Raw genomic sequence first — 18257 nt, forward strand, 5'->3', positions numbered from 1 at the left:
GTGAATAATCAGGCAAAATTCAAGCTGAGCGTACTGGCAGTAGCCATGCTGTGTTCGGCAAATGTATGGGCCGGTCTTGGCAGGATCAATGTGCGATCCTACCTCGGGGAGACCTTTCACGCAGATATCGAGTTGACCGGCGTGCGCGCAAGCGAGCTGGAAACGGCGCGTATCGGGCTGGCCAGTCCGGATACGTTCAGGGACTTGAATGTCGATTACAGCGGCAGCATGTCGGCACTGCGCTTTCATGTTGTCCCTTCTGCACGTGGTGCAGTCATCCGGGTAAGCTCTGCCACACCCATCAACGACCCTTACCTGAGGTTTGTGGTAGAAGCCAAGACCAGTTCTGGCCGTTCGGTCCGCGAATACACGGTGCTGCTGGATCCTGCCAGCTATAACGCGCCACAAGCCAAGTCCATCGTGCAGGACATGCCGCAGTATGCCGAGGACAATCTTTCCAGTCGCTATGCCGGCAAACAGGCCAAGGCTGCACATGCCGCTGCCGCCACCCCCGGTGTGGTGCAAACCCGCTCCGGCTCCACCCTGCGTGGCATGGCCGCACGCATCAAGCCGGCTGGCGCCACGACTGAACAAACCATGGCGGCCCTGGTACAAGCCAATCCGCATGCGTTCAATGATGGCAATCCCAACAAGTTGAAGGCCGGTGTCACCATGAAGGTGCCCGCTGCCGGCAAGATCAAGGCGCTGAGCGCCGAGCAAGTCAATGGCATCCTGCATGCGGATGGCACTGCTGCACCTGCGGCTGCTCCGGCTGCCGAGCCTGCAGCGGCAGTGGCCAAAGCGCCGCCAGCAGCCAAGGGCAAGAATGGTGATGTACTGAAACTGGTGCCTGCCGAGGCTGCCGGTGCACAGCCTGATGGCAAGCTGTCGGTATTGGAACAACAGGTTTCTGCGCGCGAACAGTCGCTGAAAGATGCAGAAGCGCGCATTGCCGCCCTGGAACAACAACTCAAGTCGCTGCAAAGCGGTAAGCCCATGGCATCGCAAGCTGCTTCTGCGGTACCGGCTGCATCCGCTCCCGTCGTCGATGCAACTGCAAGCACGCCGGCTGTTGCCCCGGCACCGGTTGCTGCGCCGGCACCCAAACCGGTAGTTGCGCCCAAGCCGGTAGCGCCGCCCCCGCCGCCGCCGGAGCGTTCCTGGCTGGATGGCCTGATTGACAACCTGCCGTTGATTGGCGGCGGGGTTGCCGGTGTCGGTCTGCTAGGCGCTCTGGGCGTGCTGATCTCCCGTCGCCGCAAGGCTGCATCCGGTTCCTCCCTTCAGCTTTCCACCCAGGCCAGCAATGCCGTGCTGGGCCGTTCTGCTGTGGGTAGTGGCCCCAGCTCGGTCAGTGGCGGTCATTCTTTCATGACCAATTTTACCCAGTCGTCCGGTGCGATTGATGCGGCCGAAGTGGACCCGGTAGCCGAAGCCGAAGTGTATATGGCTTATGGCCGTGATGCGCAGGCTGAGGAAATCCTGAAGGATGCGCTGGCCAAGGATCCGTCCCGTCAGGAAGTGCGGCAAAAACTGCTGGAACTGTATGCTGCCCGTCCTGATACTGCCAACTTCGAGAAGCTGGCACGGGAGTTCCACGCCAGCACCGACGGCAAGGGCCAGGCATGGGCCAAGGTTGCGGCCATGGGGCTGGGAATCGATCCTACCAATGCGCTGTATCAACTGGCTGCTGATGAACTGCCTGCCGAAGCACCCGCACCTGCCAGTGATGGATTGATCGATCTGGACCAGGAGTTGTTTGGCGCTGCCGAGCCTGTTACCGCCAGCCCGGCACCCGAGCCGCTTGCTGCCCCGCAAGGTGCGGAAGATCCTTTGCGTGCTGCACTGTTTGAAGAAGAAACTGTAGCGGAAAAACCGGCCGAAGTTTCCAATATGCTGGACTTCGATCTGGACGCCGAGCTGGCAGCACCGGCACCTACAGCCGCCGAAAAACCGGCAGCGGAACCGGAAGCCGAGACCAATCTCCTCGATTTTGATTTCAATCTGGATAGCGTGGCTAGCGAGCCAGTAGCCAGCAAGGCTGCGCCGCAGCCGGCAGCGGCTCCGGCAGCCTCGCCTGCCAGCGATGGATTTGAATCCTTGTATGAGGACATGGTAGCGGCCACGCCTGCACCGGCAGCACCAGCACCAGTGGTGGAGCCTGCTCCAGCCGCTGATGGCATGCTGCTGGATGATCCGTTGTCCACCAAGCTTGATCTGGCCAAGGTATATCTGGACATGGGCGACCGCGACGGTGCCCGTGAAGTACTGCAGGACCTGGTCGGTGAGGCGCAAGGAAGCCTGAAAGAGGAAGCCGAGGCTTTGCTGGCCAAGATCAGTGCATGATGTCTGCAGTGTACTGACTGGTTAGTTTGTGTAGCGGGCGGTGCCATGGTGCCGCCCGGCATTTTCCGTTTGCCTGATGCAAGCGCACGTTTAAGCCGGGTAGTTCATTCGTAATAAAACCTGCCAGAGCAGGAATCAGGGAAGTCCGCATCATGGCTTCAACACATCGCATGACCTTGCTGGCCCTGTTGCTGGCCGGTATGGGTGCCGCAGGATCGGCGCTGGCAGGGTTGGGGCCCATTCACGTCCTGTCTTCCGAGGGCCAGCCCTTCGAGGCAGAAATCCCGGTGATGGACGAAGATCCGCAAGGGAATGTGCTGGTGGGCCTGGCTGATCGCAACAAATATCCCTTGGTTTCTACCTATAGCCAGTCGGCACCGGTGCTGAAGTTCTCGGCCATTCGCAAGCCTGACGGCAGTATTCAGAAGATTCTGGTCAAGGGGCCCAGCCATTTCGATGAGCCCTTGTTGCGCTTTGCGGTGGAAATGAGCTGGCCGGCCGGTCGTCTGGTGCGTGAGTTTGAAGTGGACTATCTGCGCGATGGTCCGCCGCGCAAGGACAAGCAGCCGGCTCACGACGATACCGTCAAAAAGTCGGTGGTGGCACCGGACCAGATGCCGCGGCTGGGCAGCCTGGGCCTGGGGCAGCTGAAAGTGAACTCCAAACTGGGCGAACCACTGGTGGCCGAGCTGGAGTTGTTTGGCACTGCTGCAAGGCAAACCGACAATATCCATGTGGCGCTCACCGCCGACAGCTTGCAAGGCAGCCCCAGTGCCGAGCAGAGCCAGCTGATTGCCTCCATCTCGCACCAGCTGACTCGTGTGGCCGACAAGTCGGTATTGCAGCTGCGCAGTACCCGCCCGCTGAATGAGCCTGTACTTGCCTTCCGGCTGGACGTAGGGGCTGCCAATGTACATGCCCAGAAGCGCTATACCCTGTTGCTCGATCCCAATGGCTACACGGTAGAAGAACATGCCGTCACGCCTGCGCCTGACAGCAAGCTTGCCGCCACTCAGGTACAGCCCTTGAAGGTTTATCGTGTGCGCCATGGCGATACCCTGTCGCGCATTGCCTCCCGCATGAAAGGTGGCGGTTCGGCCGTTGAAACGGCAGGGCGCTTGTATGAGGGGAATCCCGATGCCTTCATCGGCGGTGATGTCAATCGCCTGCGTGCCGGTACCGCGTTGAAATATCCGGCGGCATGGCATCTGGCCGCAGCACCGGCCAGTCATCAGCTGAAACAAGCCGAGGGGGAAGAAAAGCCTCTTGGCAAGCCGGTGGCGGCTGCAGCGCCAGCGGCACCGGTGGCCGCGCCAGCAGCCACTCCGCATGAGGCTCCGGCCAAGCCGGTTGTGCCGCCCGATGCGGTAAGTCTCAAGCCCATGGTGAAAGTGCCGGCAGCAACGGCCAAGCCAGCTGCATCGGCCTCGGCGGCATCGGCACCACAGGTTTCCGCCATCAAGGGCGTCAGTCCGGGTGCTGCAACCAATGAGCAAGAGGCTCGGCTGAAAAATATCCTGCAACGTCAGGATCAGGTCTTGCAGCAGGCACAACAAAAAGCGCAAGAACTGGAACAAAAGATTCGCATCATGCAACTGGCCAAGGCTGCAGAGGCCAGTGCTGCAGCCATTGCAGCCCAGAACAAGCCGGTTGCCAGTCAGGCTGCTGCCGAGCCCGCAGTCAGCCATGCTGCAGCATCTGCGCCGCAAGCAGCAGCGCAGCCCGTAGTCGCTTCGGCGCCGCATGCAGAAGCCAGCAAGGCAGCCACGCCAGCCAAGCCTGTCGTCAGCAAGGCGCCTGAGACGGAAAAACCAGCCAGCTTCCTGGTGGATGATGTGCTGGCCGTCTTGCATGACAATACCGCAGCCCTGGCAGGTGGTGCGGCGGTAATCGGTTTGTCCGGCCTGTTGCTGGCCCAGCGCAGACGCCGCAACAAACAGGAAGCCGAGCAGCTGCCTGCCGAGCCCTTGCCCGCAGCGGATAATCCTTCGATGTTGACCATGGGCCCCTTGACCACACTGATGAGTGGCATCAAGCGCGGCGAGGGTATCGATCTGGCTTCGGTCGACCTGATTGCCGAAGCCGAGGTGTATCTGGCTTATGGTCGGCTTGATCAGGCGCTGGACATTTTGCGCGAAGGTCTGGTGCGTGAACCCATGCGGCAGGATTTGCGCTACAAACTGCTGGAAGTGCTGGCCATGATGCCGGACAAGGATGGTTTCATTGCCGAGGCCACCACGGCGCGCGGCATCTTTGGCAAGGACAGCACGCTGTGGATGCGGGTGTGTGAGCTGGGCCGTACCCTGGCACCGGAGCACCCCTTGTTCGATATGCAGCCAGTGGCGGTGGCCAGCCCGATAGACCTGCAACCGGTCAGACTGACGCCTGCCACTGAGCACACCGCGGCGACTGCCGTGGCCGCGGAAGGCGGGATTGATCTGGCTACCGAACTGGGAGCCGTGGAACCGCCGCCAGAGCCGGCACTGGATACGGAGTTCCTGCAAAAACCACCGGCAGGCCCGGCACCATTACCACCCGCCGCCGAGCATAATGACCCGCTGAGCGGACTGGATGCCTTTGCTTCCCTGGGTGAGCAGGAGCTGGAAAATGCGGTAAAGCAGGCACCGGAACCCATGCTGGACATGGATTTCCTGTCCGAGCTCCCCGCGTCGTCAGCACCGGAGGCCCCGGTCAGCAAACCGGTACCGCAGGCAGTAGCGCCAACACCGCAGTCTGAAGCCAATGACAAGATGGAGCTGGCCAAGCTGTATCTGGAAATGGGCGACAAGGAAACTGCCGAAGCGCTGATGAAGGAAGCCGGGCAGACTGTCTAGCTTCCGGGGCGCGCAACAGATACGGGGATGCAACAGCATCCCCGTTTTTCATGGCCCGCCCGGCAACGCTGCCTTGCCGGCTTCTTGCATGTCAACATGGCGTAAACCCTGCCGGATAGGGTAGAGTTGATGCTTTGAATACTTGCAGCCTGGGTTAGCCACCCGGACTGTGCGATGTTTGCTAGTGAAGGTGTGGGCATGAGAATAGCGCTCGGCATCGAGTATGACGGTCGGGCATTCTCCGGTTGGCAGACTCAGCCGCATGGCAATACCGTTCAGGACAAACTGAACCAGGCCATCAGCCGGATTGCCGGTCATGAAATTACAACGCTGGCCGCTGGCCGTACCGATGCCGGTGTGCATGCCGCCATGCAGGTGGTGCATTTCGATACGCAGACGGTACGTCCGCTGACGGCATGGGTGCGTGGCGTGAATGCGCTGCTGCCGCACGAAGTGGCTGTGGTGTGGGCGCGTGAGGTGTCTGACGACTTTCACGCCCGCTTCTCCGCTTTTTCGCGTTCCTACAGCTATTTCCTGCTGACTCATCCGGTACGCCCCTGTCTGCTGGCTGGCAAGGTAGGCTGGTATCACCAGCAACTGGATGTGGATGCCATGCGCTGTGCAGCACAGTGCTTGCTGGGACAGCATGACTTTTCCAGCTTCCGTGCTGCCGAATGTCAGGCCAAGAGCCCGGTGAAGAACTTGCAGCAGCTGGATGTCAGCGAGCAGGGCGGTTTGATCCGCTTTGACCTGATGGCCGATGCCTTCCTGCACCACATGGTGCGCAATATCGTTGGCGCGCTGCTGTATGTGGGCAAGGGCAGCCTGGATGAGGCCGACTTGCAAGCCCTGCTGGCCGCACGGGACCGTACCCGGGCACCGCCCACCTTCATGCCGGACGGTTTGTACCTGACCGGTGTGGGTTATCCCGCGCAGTTTGCCCTGCCGACGCTGGCTGAACCGGCGCGCCTGGCTTTGTGGAGATGAAGTGACAGTCAGAATCAAGATTTGCGGTATTACCCGCCCGCAAGATGGTGTCGAAGCCGCCCGCCTGGGTGCCGATGCCATCGGCCTGGTGTTTTATCCGAAAAGCCCGCGCAATGTCAGCATCGCCCAGGCGCAGGCGGTAATTGCCGCCCTGCCGCCCTTTGTCAGCGTGGTGGCCCTGTTCGTCAACCCGGAACGCAGCTGGGTGGAAGAAGTGCTGGGCGCCTGCAGCATCGACATCCTGCAGTTTCATGGTGAAGAAAGCGCTGAGTTCTGTCGTTCTTTCCAGCGGCCTTATCTCAAGGCAGTACGGGTAAAGCCAGGCCTCGACCTGAGCGCCGCGGCAGCCCAATACCCGGATGCGCGCGGACTACTCACCGACGCCTTTGTCGAAGGCGCACATGGTGGCACCGGTACCATGTTTGACTGGACCTTGCTGCCGGACAATCTGCCCCTGCCGTTGATTTTGTCCGGCGGGCTGGATGACAACAATATCGGACAAGCCGTGGCCGCAGTGCGGCCGGCGGCGGTGGATGTTTCCAGCGGAGTGGAAGCAGCCAAGGGAATCAAAGATGCTGCCAGAATGGCAGCGTTCATATCAGGAGCAAGGCATGGAGCGGTATGATCTTCCGGATGCAAAAGGCCATTTCGGCCCGTATGGTGGCGTCTATGTTGCCGAAACCTTGATGGCGGCACTGGACGAGCTCAAGAACGAATACGAGCGCGTCAAGGCCGACCCCACCTTCTGGGAAGAGTTTCGCCAGGAGCTGAAACACTATGTGGGCCGTCCCAGCCCCATCTACCACGCCAAACGCTGGTCGGAACAACTGGGCGGTGCGCAGATTTTCTTCAAGCGTGAAGACCTCAACCACACCGGTGCACACAAGATCAGCAATGCCATCGGTCAGGCCCTGCTGGCACGCCGCATGGGCAAGAAGCGCGTGATTGCCGAAACCGGTGCCGGCCAGCATGGCGTGGCCACTGCTACCGTGGCGGCACGTTATGGCATGGAATGCTTTGTCTACATGGGCTCGGAAGATATCAAGCGCCAGTCGCCCAATGTCTTCCGCATGAAGCTGCTCGGTGCCACCGTGGTGCCGGTGGAGTCCGGTTCCAAAACCCTGAAGGACGCATTGAACGAAGCCATGCGCGACTGGGTGACCAATGTCGACAGCACCTTCTACATTCTGGGGACCGCAGCCGGCCCGCATCCTTACCCGATGATGGTGCGTGACTTCCTGTCGGTGATCGGCGAAGAATCCAAAGAGCAGATGCCGGAGTTGACCGGTCGTCAGCCCGACGTGGTGGTCGCTTGTGTGGGTGGCGGCTCCAACGCCATCGGCATGTTCTACCCCTACATCAATGTGGACGGTGTGCGCATGGTGGGTGTGGAAGCCGGTGGTCACGGCATTGACAGCGGCATGCATGCCGCCCCCTTGTCCGGTGGTGCTGGCGTGGGCGTGCTGCACGGTGCCAAGAGCTATCTGATGCAGGATGCCAACGGCCAGGTGGTGGAAACCCATTCGGTATCTGCCGGTCTGGATTACCCTGGTGTCGGTCCTGAACACAGCTATCTCAAGGACATCGGCCGCGCCGAATACGTTGCCATCGACGACAAGGAAGCCCTGGCTGCCTTCCATGACTGCTGCCATCTGGAAGGCATCATTCCGGCGCTGGAGTCCAGCCACGCGCTGGCCTGGGCTGCCAAGGTTGCGCCCACCATGGGCAAGGACAAGGTGATTCTGGTCAACCTGTCCGGCCGTGGCGACAAGGACATCAATACCGTGGCCGGCCTGGCCGGTATCACGCTGTAACAAGGCGAAGGAAGGCTTATGTCACGTATTGCTGCATGTTTTGCTGCCCTGCAGGGCAAGAAGGCGCTGATTCCCTTCATTACCGCCGGTGATCCGCATCCGTCCCGCACCGTCGAGCTGATGCACGGTCTGGTGGATGGTGGTGCCGACATCATCGAACTGGGCGTGCCGTTTTCCGACCCGATGGCTGACGGCCCGGTGATTCAGCGCGCATCGGAACGCGCACTGGTGCACAAGGTTGGCTTGCGCGATGTGCTGGCCATGGTGGCGGAATTCCGCAAAACCAACACCACCACGCCAGTCGTACTGATGGGTTATCTCAACCCGGTATTCGTCATGGGCTATGCGGCGTTTGCCGCAGCGGCACGTGAGGCAGGGGTGGATGGTGTGCTGACCGTGGATTGCCCGCCGGAAGAAGCGGCAGATCTGTCTGCCGCGCTGATCGCGGCAGACCTCGACCCGGTATTCCTGATTGCCCCTACCACGCCAGAGGCACGGGTGCGCGAAATCGCCCGTCACGCACGTGGTTATGTCTATTATGTGTCGCTCAAAGGCGTCACCGGTGCAGGAAATCTGGACATTGACGATGTAGCGCGTAAAATTGCCGCCCTTAGAGCACATATTCAGGTTCCCATCGGCGTTGGCTTCGGCATTCGCGATGCCGCCACAGCCAAGGCCATCTCCGTGACGGCCGATGCCGTGGTGGTGGGGAGCCGACTGGTGCAGGAAATCGAGGCGGCTACAGAACAAACTGCCAAAGAGCGGTTGACCGGTCTGGTAGCGGAATTGAAAGCTGCCATTCTTTAAGGAACACGCAAACGGGGTGACACCACCCCGTTTTACTGACAACCCGGCTGGTCTGGCCGGGTTGTGTTGAGCAAGGAGTCAGCATGAGCTGGTTGAACAAGCTCCTGCCGCCGAAGATCAAGCGCGATTCCCGCGCCGACAAGCCTTCAGCGGTACCGGAGGGGCTGTGGAGCAAGTGCCCGGCATGTGAAGCCGTACTGTATTACACCGACCTGGAGAGCAATCTGCAGGTTTGTCCGAAATGTAATCATCACCATCCGCTGAATGCCCGTCAGCGGCTGGACATGCTGCTGGATGACGAAGGCCGCCGTGAAATCGGTGCCGAAGTCAAACCGGTGGACATTCTGAAGTTCAAGGATGGCAAACGCTATCCCGATCGCCTGGCAGCCGCGCAAAACAGCACAGGCGAAGACGATGCGCTGGTGGTGATGCAAGGCAGCATCCACTCCATGCCGGCCGTGGTGGCAGCCTTTGAGTTCCGTTTTATTGGCGGCTCCATGGGTTCGGTGGTGGGTGAGCGCTTCGTGCGTGGCGTACAAGCCGCCATCGAAGCCAAGGCCCCGTTCATCTGCGTGGCGGCATCCGGCGGTGCGCGCATGCAGGAAGGCCTGAACTCACTGATGCAGATGGCCAAGACCAGTGCCGCGCTGCAACTGCTGACCGATGACCAGCTGCCTTTCATTTCGGTTCTGACCGATCCCACCATGGGTGGTGTGTCCGCCTCCTTTGCCTTCCTGGGCGATGTGGTGATTGGCGAGCCGGGCGCGCTGATCGGCTTTGCCGGCCCGCGCGTGATCGAACAGACCGTGCGTGAAACCCTGCCGGAAGGCTTCCAGCGTTCCGAATTCCTGCTGGAAAAGGGTGCCATCGACATGATCGTTGATCGTCGCGAACTCAAGCGCAAGATTGCCGAACTGGTGGCCATGCTGCAAAAGCAGCCTGCTGTCGCCTGATTTCCGGCCAGCAAGCCACAAGCCGCTTCCATTGGGAGCGGCTTTTTTCATGCCTGCTGCTTGTGCTAGGCTGGAGCCCAACTCCGGCATGACCATGCCTGTTCCCCTTATCAGAAAGCCTCGCCGTGCTTACCGCCGCCCAGTTGACCAGCTTGCAGGACATCCTGCCTGCCGATCGTATTCACCTTGATGCAGAAACGTGTGCGCGCTATGGCCAGGACTGGACGCGCTACACCACGCCGCAGGCGGCTGCCATCGTGTTTCCGGTGAGTATCGACGAAGTGCAGGCCGTGGTGCGCTGGGCCAATGCGCAGGGAGTGGGTATTGTCCCCTCTGGCGGCCGTACCGGCCTGTCTGGCGGTGCGGTTGCCGTGCAGGGCGAGGTAGTGGTGTCACTGGAGCGCATGAGCCGGATGGACGGTTTTGACCCGCTGGCGCGCACCGTGCGCTGCCAGGCCGGGGTAGTCACTGCCGCCTTGCAGCAGTTTGCCGCCGACCACGGTCTTTATTATCCGGTGGACTTTGCTTCCAGTGGTTCCAGCCAGATTGGCGGCAATATCGCGACCAATGCAGGCGGTATCCGGGTGGTGCGCTATGGCATGACCCGTGACTGGGTGGCTGGCCTTACCGTGGTGACCGGTAGCGGCGACGTGCTGGAGTGCAATCTGGGCCTTGCCAAGAACAATACCGGCTACGACTTCCGCCATCTGTTTGTCGGGTCGGAAGGCACGCTGGGGCTGGTGGTGGCTGCCACCATGCGCCTGACCGACCCGCCGCCGTCCTCCACGGTGCTGTTGCTGGCCTTGCCCGGGCTGGCGGACATCATGGCGGTGTTTCACGCCTTTCGCAGCGCACTCACGCTGCAGGCTTTCGAATTCTTTTCTGATCTGGCGCTGACCCACGTGCTGGCTGCCGAGCAGTCGGCAGCGCCGCTGGCAGAGCGGCAGCCATTTTATGTGTTGCTGGAGCTGGAAACGCCTACCCAGTCGCAGGAAGAAGCTGTCTTGCAGGTATTTTCTGCTTGCCTGGAGCAGGGCTGGGTGTGTGATGGCCTCATTGCCCAGTCACAGCAGCAGGCCAGGGCCTTGTGGCGCTTGCGGGAGGGCATCAGCGCCGCCATCACGCCTTATACGCCGTACAAGAATGACATCTCGGTGGTACTGAGCCAGCTGCCGGAGTTCGTGGCGCGCTTGCAAGGCGTGCTGGCCCGCGATTACCCGGACTTCGAGGTGTTGTGGTACGGCCATATCGGCGATGGCAACCTGCACATCAATGTGTTGAAACCGGCCAGTTGGGCGCTGGCGGATTTCCGCCATGCCTGTGAGCAGGTCAATGAGCAGGTGTTTGCGCTGGTGGCGGAGTTTGCCGGCAGTATGTCGGCCGAGCATGGCGTGGGCTTGCTCAAGCGCGATTATCTGGGCGTAACACGTTCGGCAGCGGATATCGCCCTGATGCGCGGTGTGAAAGCAGTTTTTGATCCGAACGGCATCATGAATCCTGGCAAGCTGTTGCAGCAGGCAGGCCCGGATGCATGAGCTGGCAGTGAAGTTGATGTGGAAAAGTTGTGGCAATGAAGTTGTTATGCTTATGGAATTTTAATTATAATTAATGCAATTAAATTTCTCATATAAATTATATATAATTAATTAAAAACAATGACTTAGCCGAATTTTTCAATATCCTGGCTTGCCTTGTTTGCAGACTCGTCTAATTAGGCATTGAATCTTGCTGATCTGCCTTTTTTCTAGGCAGCGCCAGCAAGTGGCTCATGGCAAAAGACTTTTTTTATTTGTTCAGTACTTATCCACAGAGTTATCCGCTGATTGCTGTGGATAATTGCAGCCAGCTGCAAGGTTGTGGCCGTGGTGGCGTGGCCACAACCCTTGGCAGTCAATGGTTTCAGTCGGCCTGGGCGCTGCTCTCCAGCGCTTCCAGCTCTTCTTGCAACAGCATCCAGTCTTCCTCCACCTGCGCCAGTTCGCTGCTGACCACGCCCAGTCGCTTGACGGCTTCGGCCAGCTTGCCCTTGTTGGCATCGCTGTAGGCATCTTCAGCGGACATGAAGGCATCCAGCTGGTTTTTTTCGCTGCTCAGTTGCTCCAGCTGTTTTTCCAGCTTGGCCAGTTTGCTCAGCAGGGGCTTTTTCAACTGGGCCAGTTTCTGGCGGGCTTCGGCTTCCTGGCGCTTCTGCTCCTTGCGGTTGACCGACTGGGCGTCGCCACTGGACGGTTTGTTGCCTTCTGCCAGCTGGGCCAGACGCCACTGACGGTAATCTTCCAGATCGCCATCAAACGGCTTGACCGTGCCGTCGCTCACCAGCCAGAACAAGTCGGTAGTGGATTCCAGCAGGCTGCGGTCGTGCGATACCACAATCAGCGCGCCGGAGAAATCCTGCAAGGCCAGTGTCAGTGCATGGCGCATTTCCAGGTCCAGGTGGTTGGTGGGTTCGTCCAGCAGCAGGAGATTGGGCTTTTGCCAGACGATCATTGCCAGTGCCAGACGGGCTTTTTCGCCACCGGACATCGGGCCGACCAGATCGGTGGCGCTGTCGCCGCGGAAGTTGAAACCGCCCAGAAAGCTGCGCAGTTCCAGCTCGCGCACCGTCGGTGCCAGCCGCTGCATGTGCTGCAACGGCGATTCGTCTTCACGCAGGGTTTCCAGCTGATGCTGGGCGAAATAGCCAATCTTCAGTGTTTGTGCCTTGATCACCTCGCCCGCCTGCTGCGGCAGGTCGCCCGCCAGCAGTTTTACCAGGGTGGATTTACCGGCACCGTTCACCCCCAAGAGGCCGATGCGGCTGCCGGCTTCCACCGACAGCGACAGCCCGCGCAGGATGGTGGTGCTGCCATAGCCGATATCCACCTTGTCCAGCCGCAGCAGCGGGTTGGGCAGGTTGTCCGGGCTGTCGAAGTGGAAATCAAATGGCGAGGCGACGTGGGCCGGGGCAATGCGCTCCAGCTTTTCCAGCGCCTTCACCCGGCTTTGCGCCTGCCTTGCCTTGCTGGCCTTGGCCTTGAAACGGGTGATGAAGGATTCCAGATGGGCGATCTGGCGTTGCTGCTTGTCATATTCGCCCTGCTGACGCGCCAGTTTTTCCGCCCGCATGGTTTCAAACTGGCTGTAATTGCCGGTGTAGAGCGTCAGGGTCTGGTTGGCCACTTCGGCAATATGGCTGCAAATGCTGTCCAGGAAGTCGCGGTCGTGCGAGATGATCAGCAAGGTGCCCGGATAGCTTTGCAGCCAGTCTTCCAGCCACAGTACGGTTTCCAGATCCAGGTGGTTGGTGGGTTCGTCCAGCAGCAGCAGGTCGGAGCGGCACATCAGTGCCTGGGCCAGGTTCAGCCGCATGCGCCAGCCGCCGGAGAAGCTCTTCACCGGGTTACGGTGTGCTTCCACGGCAAAGCCCAGGCCGGTCAGCAGCTTGGCGGCACGGGCCGGGGCGGAATAGGCTTCAATGCGTGCCAGTTCGCCATGCAGATGACCAATGGCACTGCCGTCATCACGCGCTTCGGCGGCGGCCAGCTCAGCTTCCAGCTGGCGCAATTCCTGATCGCCATCCAGCACATAGTCGATGGCAGCAGTGTCCAGCGCCGGGGTTTCCTGTGCCACGTGTGCCATCACCCATTGCTTGGGAATGTCGGCATCGCCGGCATCAGCATGCAATTCGCCCTTGAGCAGGGCAAACAGGCTGGACTTGCCCACGCCGTTGGCCCCGACCAGGCCGGTCTTGTAACCGGGGTTGAGGGTGAGGCTGGCGTCGATCAGCAAGTCTTTCAGCCCGCGACGCAGGCTGAGGTTTTTCAATTGGATCATGTCTGGTTTCTGTGCGGCACAGCGCGCCGTGCCGACGGGATATTAAGCAGCGGGAAGGGTGGACAGGTCCCAGCGTGGTTTGATGGAGTAGCTGCCCGGTGCAGTGGCATGGCGCAGGCGCATGGCGCCGGCAAAGGCAATCATCGCGCCGTTGTCGGTGCACAGTGCCAGTGGCGGGTAGTACACCTCCAGCTTGCGGCGGCTGGCGGCCTGATCCAGCGCGGCACGCAACTGCTTGTTGGCACCGACACCGCCAGCCACCACCAGCTTTTTCATGCCGCTCTGTTTCAGCGCCTTGAGCGATTTGCTGACCAGCACTTCGACAATGGCTTCCTGAAAGGCGCGGCAAATGTCCTTGCGGGTTTGCTCGTCAATCTGGCCGTGTTCGGCTTCAACCTGCTTGCTGAGCGTCAGCACGGCAGTTTTCAGGCCGGAGAAACTCATGTCCAGGTTGTCGCTGTGCAGCATGGGGCGCGGCAGATTGAAACGGTTCGGGTCGCCTTCCTCGGCCAGGCGTGACAGCAGCGGGCCGCCGGGGTAGGGCAGACCCAGCAGCTTTGCCGTCTTGTCGAAGGCTTCACCTGCGGCATCGTCCAGTGTTTCGCCCAGTACTTCATACTGGCCGATGCCATGTACCGCCATCAGCTGGGTGTGCCCGCCGGAAACCAGCAAGGCAATGAAGGGAAAGTCCGGACGCGGGTCGGCCAGCAGCGGCGACAGCAAATGGCCTTCCAGATGATGCACGCCGATCACCGGAATGTTCAGGCCGAAAGCCAGCGCATTGGCCACGCTGGCTCCCACCATCAGCGCACCACCAAGACCGGGGCCCTGGGTGTAGGCAATGGCATCCACATCGGCCAGGGTTTTGCCAGCGTCGGCCAGGCAGGCTTCGGTGAGCGGGATGACGCGGCGGATATGGTCGCGGCTGGCAAGTTCTGGCACCACGCCACCGTATTCGGCGTGCATTGCCATTTGTGTATGCAGTTGGTGGGCAACCAGGCCCGCCGTGAGGTCGTACAGTGCAACGCCGGTTTCGTCGCACGATGATTCGATTCCAAGTACCAGCATGATGGCTTTATAACGGGGCAATCTTTCCATTTTACCGGCTAATCTTTGTCTGCCCAAATCCGGAATGATAGTCTGTGCCAATCAGGCGCACCTGCGCGCAACAAAACAGGAAGGGACTGGTAGTGAAAGCAAGACTCAAATGGGTGGATGGCGTGTGTTTCATGGGCGAAAGCGGCAGTGGCCATGCGGTGGTGATGGACGGCGCGCCGGAAGGTGGTGGCCGGAATCTGGGCCCGCGGCCGATGGAACTGCTGTTGCTGGGTACGGCTGGCTGTACCAGTTATGACGTGATTTCCATCCTGAAAAAGTCGCGCCAGCAAGTGACCGACTGCTGGGTGGAAATGGAAGCCGAGCGGGCCGATACCGAACCCAAAGTGTTCACCAAGATTCATTTCCACTTTGTGGTGACCGGGCGTGAGCTGAAGCCCGAAGTGGTGGAACGTGCCATCAAGCTGTCGGCAGAAAAATACTGCTCGGCTTCCATCATGCTGGGCAAGACTGCTGATATCACCCACGACTTCGAGGTGCGAGAGGGCTGATGCCTGCTCCCGGTGCCCCGGTGCCCGGTTCGGTAACTCCAGACCGCCGCTGCCATCAGGTAGCGGCGGTCTTGTTTTTGCCGCTGGCGGCAGTAGCGAAGACGTGGCGGCAAAACTTGCCGCCTGTCCGGGCTTGTGCCGTCCTCATGTGGAGCTCTACAAGGCTTCCAGTCAATAAAATCAGGCATCTACGGTTTTGGATCTGGCTGGCATGATTCCTGCTAATGAGAGTGCACATTCAGGGAGGCATGGTCATGTTGGACAAGATTGGCAAGGAATTCGATTTTCAGCAGCGGGCGCTCAATTTGCGCGCATACCGCCAGGAAGTCATTGCCAGCAATATTGCCAATGCCGACACCCCCAATTACAAGGCAGTGGATTTTGATTTCAAGCAGGCCTTGCAATCGGCACAGGGCAGCCAGAACAAGCTGGCCATGAATGTGACCGATGCGCGTCACTTGCCGGGCGATGCCGCAGGTGCCGCCGGCAAGCCTGCCGTGCAGTATCGCAATGCGGTTCAGCAAAGCCTGGACGGTAACACCGTGGACATGGACGTGGAGCGTGCCGCATTTGCCGATAACGCGCTGCAGTACCAGTCCACGCTGACTTTCCTGAGCAAGCGCATTTCCACGCTGAACAGCGCCATTACCGGTGGAGGCCAGTAAGCATGTCTCTTGCCAATATTTTTGCCATTTCCGGTTCCGCGCTGACCGCCCAGTCGATGCGGCTTAACGTGGTGGCCAGCAATATCGCCAACGCGGAAAGTGCCACCAGCTCCACCGGTCAGCCTTACAAGGGCCGTCATGTGGTGTTTACGGCCTTGCCGGTCAGTGCCTCCCAGCCGCAAGTGGCGGGGGTGCGGGTGACTTCGATTGTGGAAGACCAGACGCCGCCGCGTCTGAAGTATGACCCCAGTAATCCTCTGGCGGACGAAAAGGGCTATGTGAACATGCCCAATGTCAATCCGGTCGAGGAAATGTCCGACATGATTTCCGCTTCGCGCTCGTATCAGACCAATGTGGAAATGATGAATACCGCCAAGACCTTGCTGCAGAAAACCCTGCAGCTGGGTCAGTGATGAAAGGCCCATGCCATGACCAGCTCGGTTAATTCCTCGTCCAATCCGTATGCAGTGCTGAACGGCAATTCCAGTAGCGGCACCAGCTCGACCAATGCCAATACCGATACCAGTGCCCAGGGCATTCAGGACCGCTTCCTGAAATTGCTGGTGACCCAGTTGCAGGCGCAGGATCCGATGAATCCGATGGACAACAGCCAGATCACCAGCCAGATGGCGCAGATCAGCCAGGTGTCCGGCATGCAGACCCTCAACACCGCCATGCAAAGCCTGGTGCAGTCGCAGGCCGCCAACCAGTCGCTGATGGCTGCCACCATGATTGGCAAGCAGGCGCTGGTACCGGGCAATGCGCTCGACCTTACCAGCGGCAGTTCGGTGCAAGGGGCGGTCAATCTGAGTGGCGCGGCAACCGATTACACCGTCAGCATCAAGGATGCCAATGGCACGGTGGTGGATACCCTCACGGTGAAGAGCCCCAGCACTGGCCTGAATTCCTTCAATTGGGATGGCAAGGATGCCAATGGCAATCAGCTGCCTACCGGTAAATACACCTTCTCTGCCCAGGCGACCAGCGCCAGCAGCACCCCCGTCACGGCCACGCCTTATGCCAATCAGGCGGTGACTGCAGTGAGCTGGGCCAGCGGTTCGCCGCAGTTGATCATGAAGGATGGCACCAGCGTTGGCCTTGCCAACGTCGCCCAGCTGTCTTAAATCCGTTCATTAGCGTAATCAGGTTTCGGGGAGTAGTACCATGGGTTTTCAACAAGGTCTGAGTGGTCTGAATTCGGCGTCCTCGCAGCTGGATACCATTGGCAATAACGTATCCAATGCCAGCACGGTGGGTTTCAAGAGCTCGCGTACCGAGTTCAGCGATCTGTTCTCCACCAGCTTTTACGGTGTGGCCAGTACCAGTGCCGGTATCGGCTCGCAGGTAAGTGCGGTAACCCAGTCCTTCAGTGCCGGCAACATTACGCCTACCGGTCGAAGCCTGGATCTGGCCATCAACAATAATGGCTTTTTCATCGTACGGCAGAACCCTACCTCCTCTACCGGCTCGCTGGCTTACACCCGTAACGGCCAGTTTCAGGTGGACAAGGATGGCTACATCGTTAATGGTAACGACCGCCTGCAAGGCTGGATGGCCAATAACGGCGTGGTGACCCAGGGCCCGGTGACCGACCTGAAACTGCAAACCAACCTGATTTCCCCGGCAGCAACCACCAAGGTCACCATGGGTGTCAATGTGGATTCGCGGCTGACTACCCCGACAGTCACCCCGCTGGACCCCACCAATACCAACACCTTCAACTGGTCCAATGCCGCACAGGTATACGACAGTCTGGGTAATCAGCACAACCTGACCCTGTACTACGTCAAGGGCACGGCTACCACCAGTGGCACGCCATGGACGGTAACGGCTTATGTGGACGGCAACCCGGCTACCACGCCCAATACCTACACCATGAATTACGACACGTCGGGTAATCTGACCAACACCACGCCGTTCAGCGTTACCTTCAGCCCCACCCCGGTGAACGGTTCGTCTTCGCCAGTTACCCTGAGCATTGACTACACAGGCTCCACCCAGGTGGCCCAGGCTTCCGGTACGCCGACCGAAACCGTGGATGGCTATGCGCCAGGTACCCTGAGCAGCATGAACATCGACACCCACGGCAATATCATGGCCAGCTTCTCCAATGGTCAGAACAAGATCATCGGGCAGGTGGCACTGGCTACCTTCACCAACTCGCAAGGCCTGCAGAATGAAGGCGGCAACCGCTGGCAGCAAACCTTGCAATCCGGCGTGCCGGCCTACAATGCGCCGGGTTCCGGCAATGCCGGCACCGTGCAGTCGCAGGCGCTGGAAGATTCTAACGTCGACCTGACGGCGGAACTGGTCAACATGATCACGGCGCAGCGCTTCTACCAGGCCAATGCCCAGACCATCAAGACCGAAGACACCTTGATGCAGACCATCATCAACCTGTAACTGATCACAATCACCACAGCCTGAAGAA

The 18257-nt window shown here is 59.9% G+C and carries 15 protein-coding genes; 13 read left to right on the forward strand and 2 right to left on the reverse strand.

Features of this window, described 5'->3' with window-relative positions; translation table 11 throughout:
* From DKK66_RS14355 to DKK66_RS14390, 8 genes are all read left to right on the forward strand, one after another.
* Entirely contained in the window at positions 1-2346 is a 2346-nt protein-coding gene (locus DKK66_RS14355) for a FimV/HubP family polar landmark protein (protein ID WP_242673500.1), read from the forward strand.
* Positions 2347-2498: 152 nt separating this feature from the next.
* A complete protein-coding gene (locus DKK66_RS20355) occupies positions 2499-5180 on the forward strand; it encodes a FimV family protein (protein ID WP_207389787.1) in 2682 nt (893 codons plus the stop codon).
* A gap of 198 nt (positions 5181-5378) precedes the next feature.
* Complete coding sequence (gene truA, locus DKK66_RS14365) at positions 5379-6167, forward strand: tRNA pseudouridine(38-40) synthase TruA (protein WP_131359259.1); 789 nt, start codon at positions 5379-5381, stop codon at positions 6165-6167.
* Position 6168: 1 nt separating this feature from the next.
* Positions 6169-6792 (forward strand): phosphoribosylanthranilate isomerase, encoded by a 624-nt coding sequence (locus DKK66_RS14370; protein ID WP_131359261.1) that lies wholly within the window; start codon positions 6169-6171, stop codon positions 6790-6792.
* Positions 6779-7981: a tryptophan synthase subunit beta gene (gene trpB, locus DKK66_RS14375; protein WP_045845215.1), complete on the forward strand. Its 1203-nt coding sequence runs from the start codon at positions 6779-6781 to the stop codon at positions 7979-7981. Before DKK66_RS14370 ends, trpB begins: the two co-directional genes overlap by 14 nt.
* 18 nt (positions 7982-7999) lie before the next feature.
* Positions 8000-8788, forward strand: coding sequence for a tryptophan synthase subunit alpha (gene trpA / locus DKK66_RS14380; RefSeq protein ID WP_045845214.1), 789 nt, complete (start codon positions 8000-8002; stop codon positions 8786-8788).
* 83 nt (positions 8789-8871) lie between these two features.
* The gene (gene accD / locus DKK66_RS14385; protein WP_045845213.1) at positions 8872-9741 is read left to right on the forward strand and encodes an acetyl-CoA carboxylase, carboxyltransferase subunit beta; all 870 of its coding nucleotides are present in this window, start codon (positions 8872-8874) and stop codon (positions 9739-9741) included.
* Between the two features lie 125 nt (positions 9742-9866).
* Positions 9867-11276 (forward strand): FAD-binding oxidoreductase, encoded by a 1410-nt coding sequence (locus tag DKK66_RS14390; protein WP_131359263.1) that lies wholly within the window; start codon positions 9867-9869, stop codon positions 11274-11276.
* Between the two features lie 364 nt (positions 11277-11640).
* Here the strand turns inward: DKK66_RS14390 and DKK66_RS14395 are convergent, their stop codons facing one another.
* Both DKK66_RS14395 and tsaD read right to left on the reverse strand, forming a co-directional pair.
* A complete protein-coding gene (locus DKK66_RS14395; protein WP_131359265.1) occupies positions 11641-13554 on the reverse strand; it encodes an ATP-binding cassette domain-containing protein in 1914 nt (637 codons plus the stop codon).
* A 42-nt stretch (positions 13555-13596) separates the two neighbouring features.
* Positions 13597-14622, reverse strand: coding sequence for a tRNA (adenosine(37)-N6)-threonylcarbamoyltransferase complex transferase subunit TsaD (tsaD, locus tag DKK66_RS14400; RefSeq protein ID WP_045845210.1), 1026 nt, complete (start codon positions 14620-14622; stop codon positions 13597-13599).
* A gap of 122 nt (positions 14623-14744) precedes the next feature.
* Here tsaD and DKK66_RS14405 point away from each other — a divergent pair, with 122 nt between their 5' ends.
* The 5 genes from DKK66_RS14405 to flgE all read left to right on the forward strand — a co-directional run bounded on the left by DKK66_RS14405 (position 14745) and on the right by flgE (position 18229).
* Positions 14745-15161 carry an OsmC family protein gene (locus DKK66_RS14405; RefSeq protein WP_131359267.1) on the forward strand — a complete coding sequence of 139 codons (417 nt, stop codon included), beginning with the start codon at positions 14745-14747 and terminating at the stop codon, positions 15159-15161.
* A gap of 254 nt (positions 15162-15415) precedes the next feature.
* Complete coding sequence (flgB, locus tag DKK66_RS14410) at positions 15416-15826, forward strand: flagellar basal body rod protein FlgB (RefSeq protein WP_045845336.1); 411 nt, start codon at positions 15416-15418, stop codon at positions 15824-15826.
* A 2-nt stretch (positions 15827-15828) separates the two neighbouring features.
* Positions 15829-16239, forward strand: coding sequence for a flagellar basal body rod protein FlgC (gene flgC / locus DKK66_RS14415; protein WP_045845208.1), 411 nt, complete (start codon positions 15829-15831; stop codon positions 16237-16239).
* 15 nt (positions 16240-16254) lie between these two features.
* Positions 16255-16950, forward strand: a complete 696-nt coding sequence (locus DKK66_RS14420) for a flagellar hook assembly protein FlgD (RefSeq protein ID WP_131359269.1) — start codon at positions 16255-16257, stop codon at positions 16948-16950.
* 40 nt (positions 16951-16990) lie between these two features.
* On the forward strand, positions 16991-18229 hold the full coding sequence (flgE, locus tag DKK66_RS14425; RefSeq protein WP_131359271.1) for a flagellar hook protein FlgE: 1239 nt from the start codon (positions 16991-16993) through the stop codon (positions 18227-18229).
* Positions 18230-18257: the final 28 nt, after the last annotated feature.

It is taken from the genome of Aquitalea sp. USM4 (genome assembly GCF_004328945.1).
Taxonomy (GTDB): domain Bacteria; phylum Pseudomonadota; class Gammaproteobacteria; order Burkholderiales; family Chromobacteriaceae; genus Aquitalea; species Aquitalea pelogenes.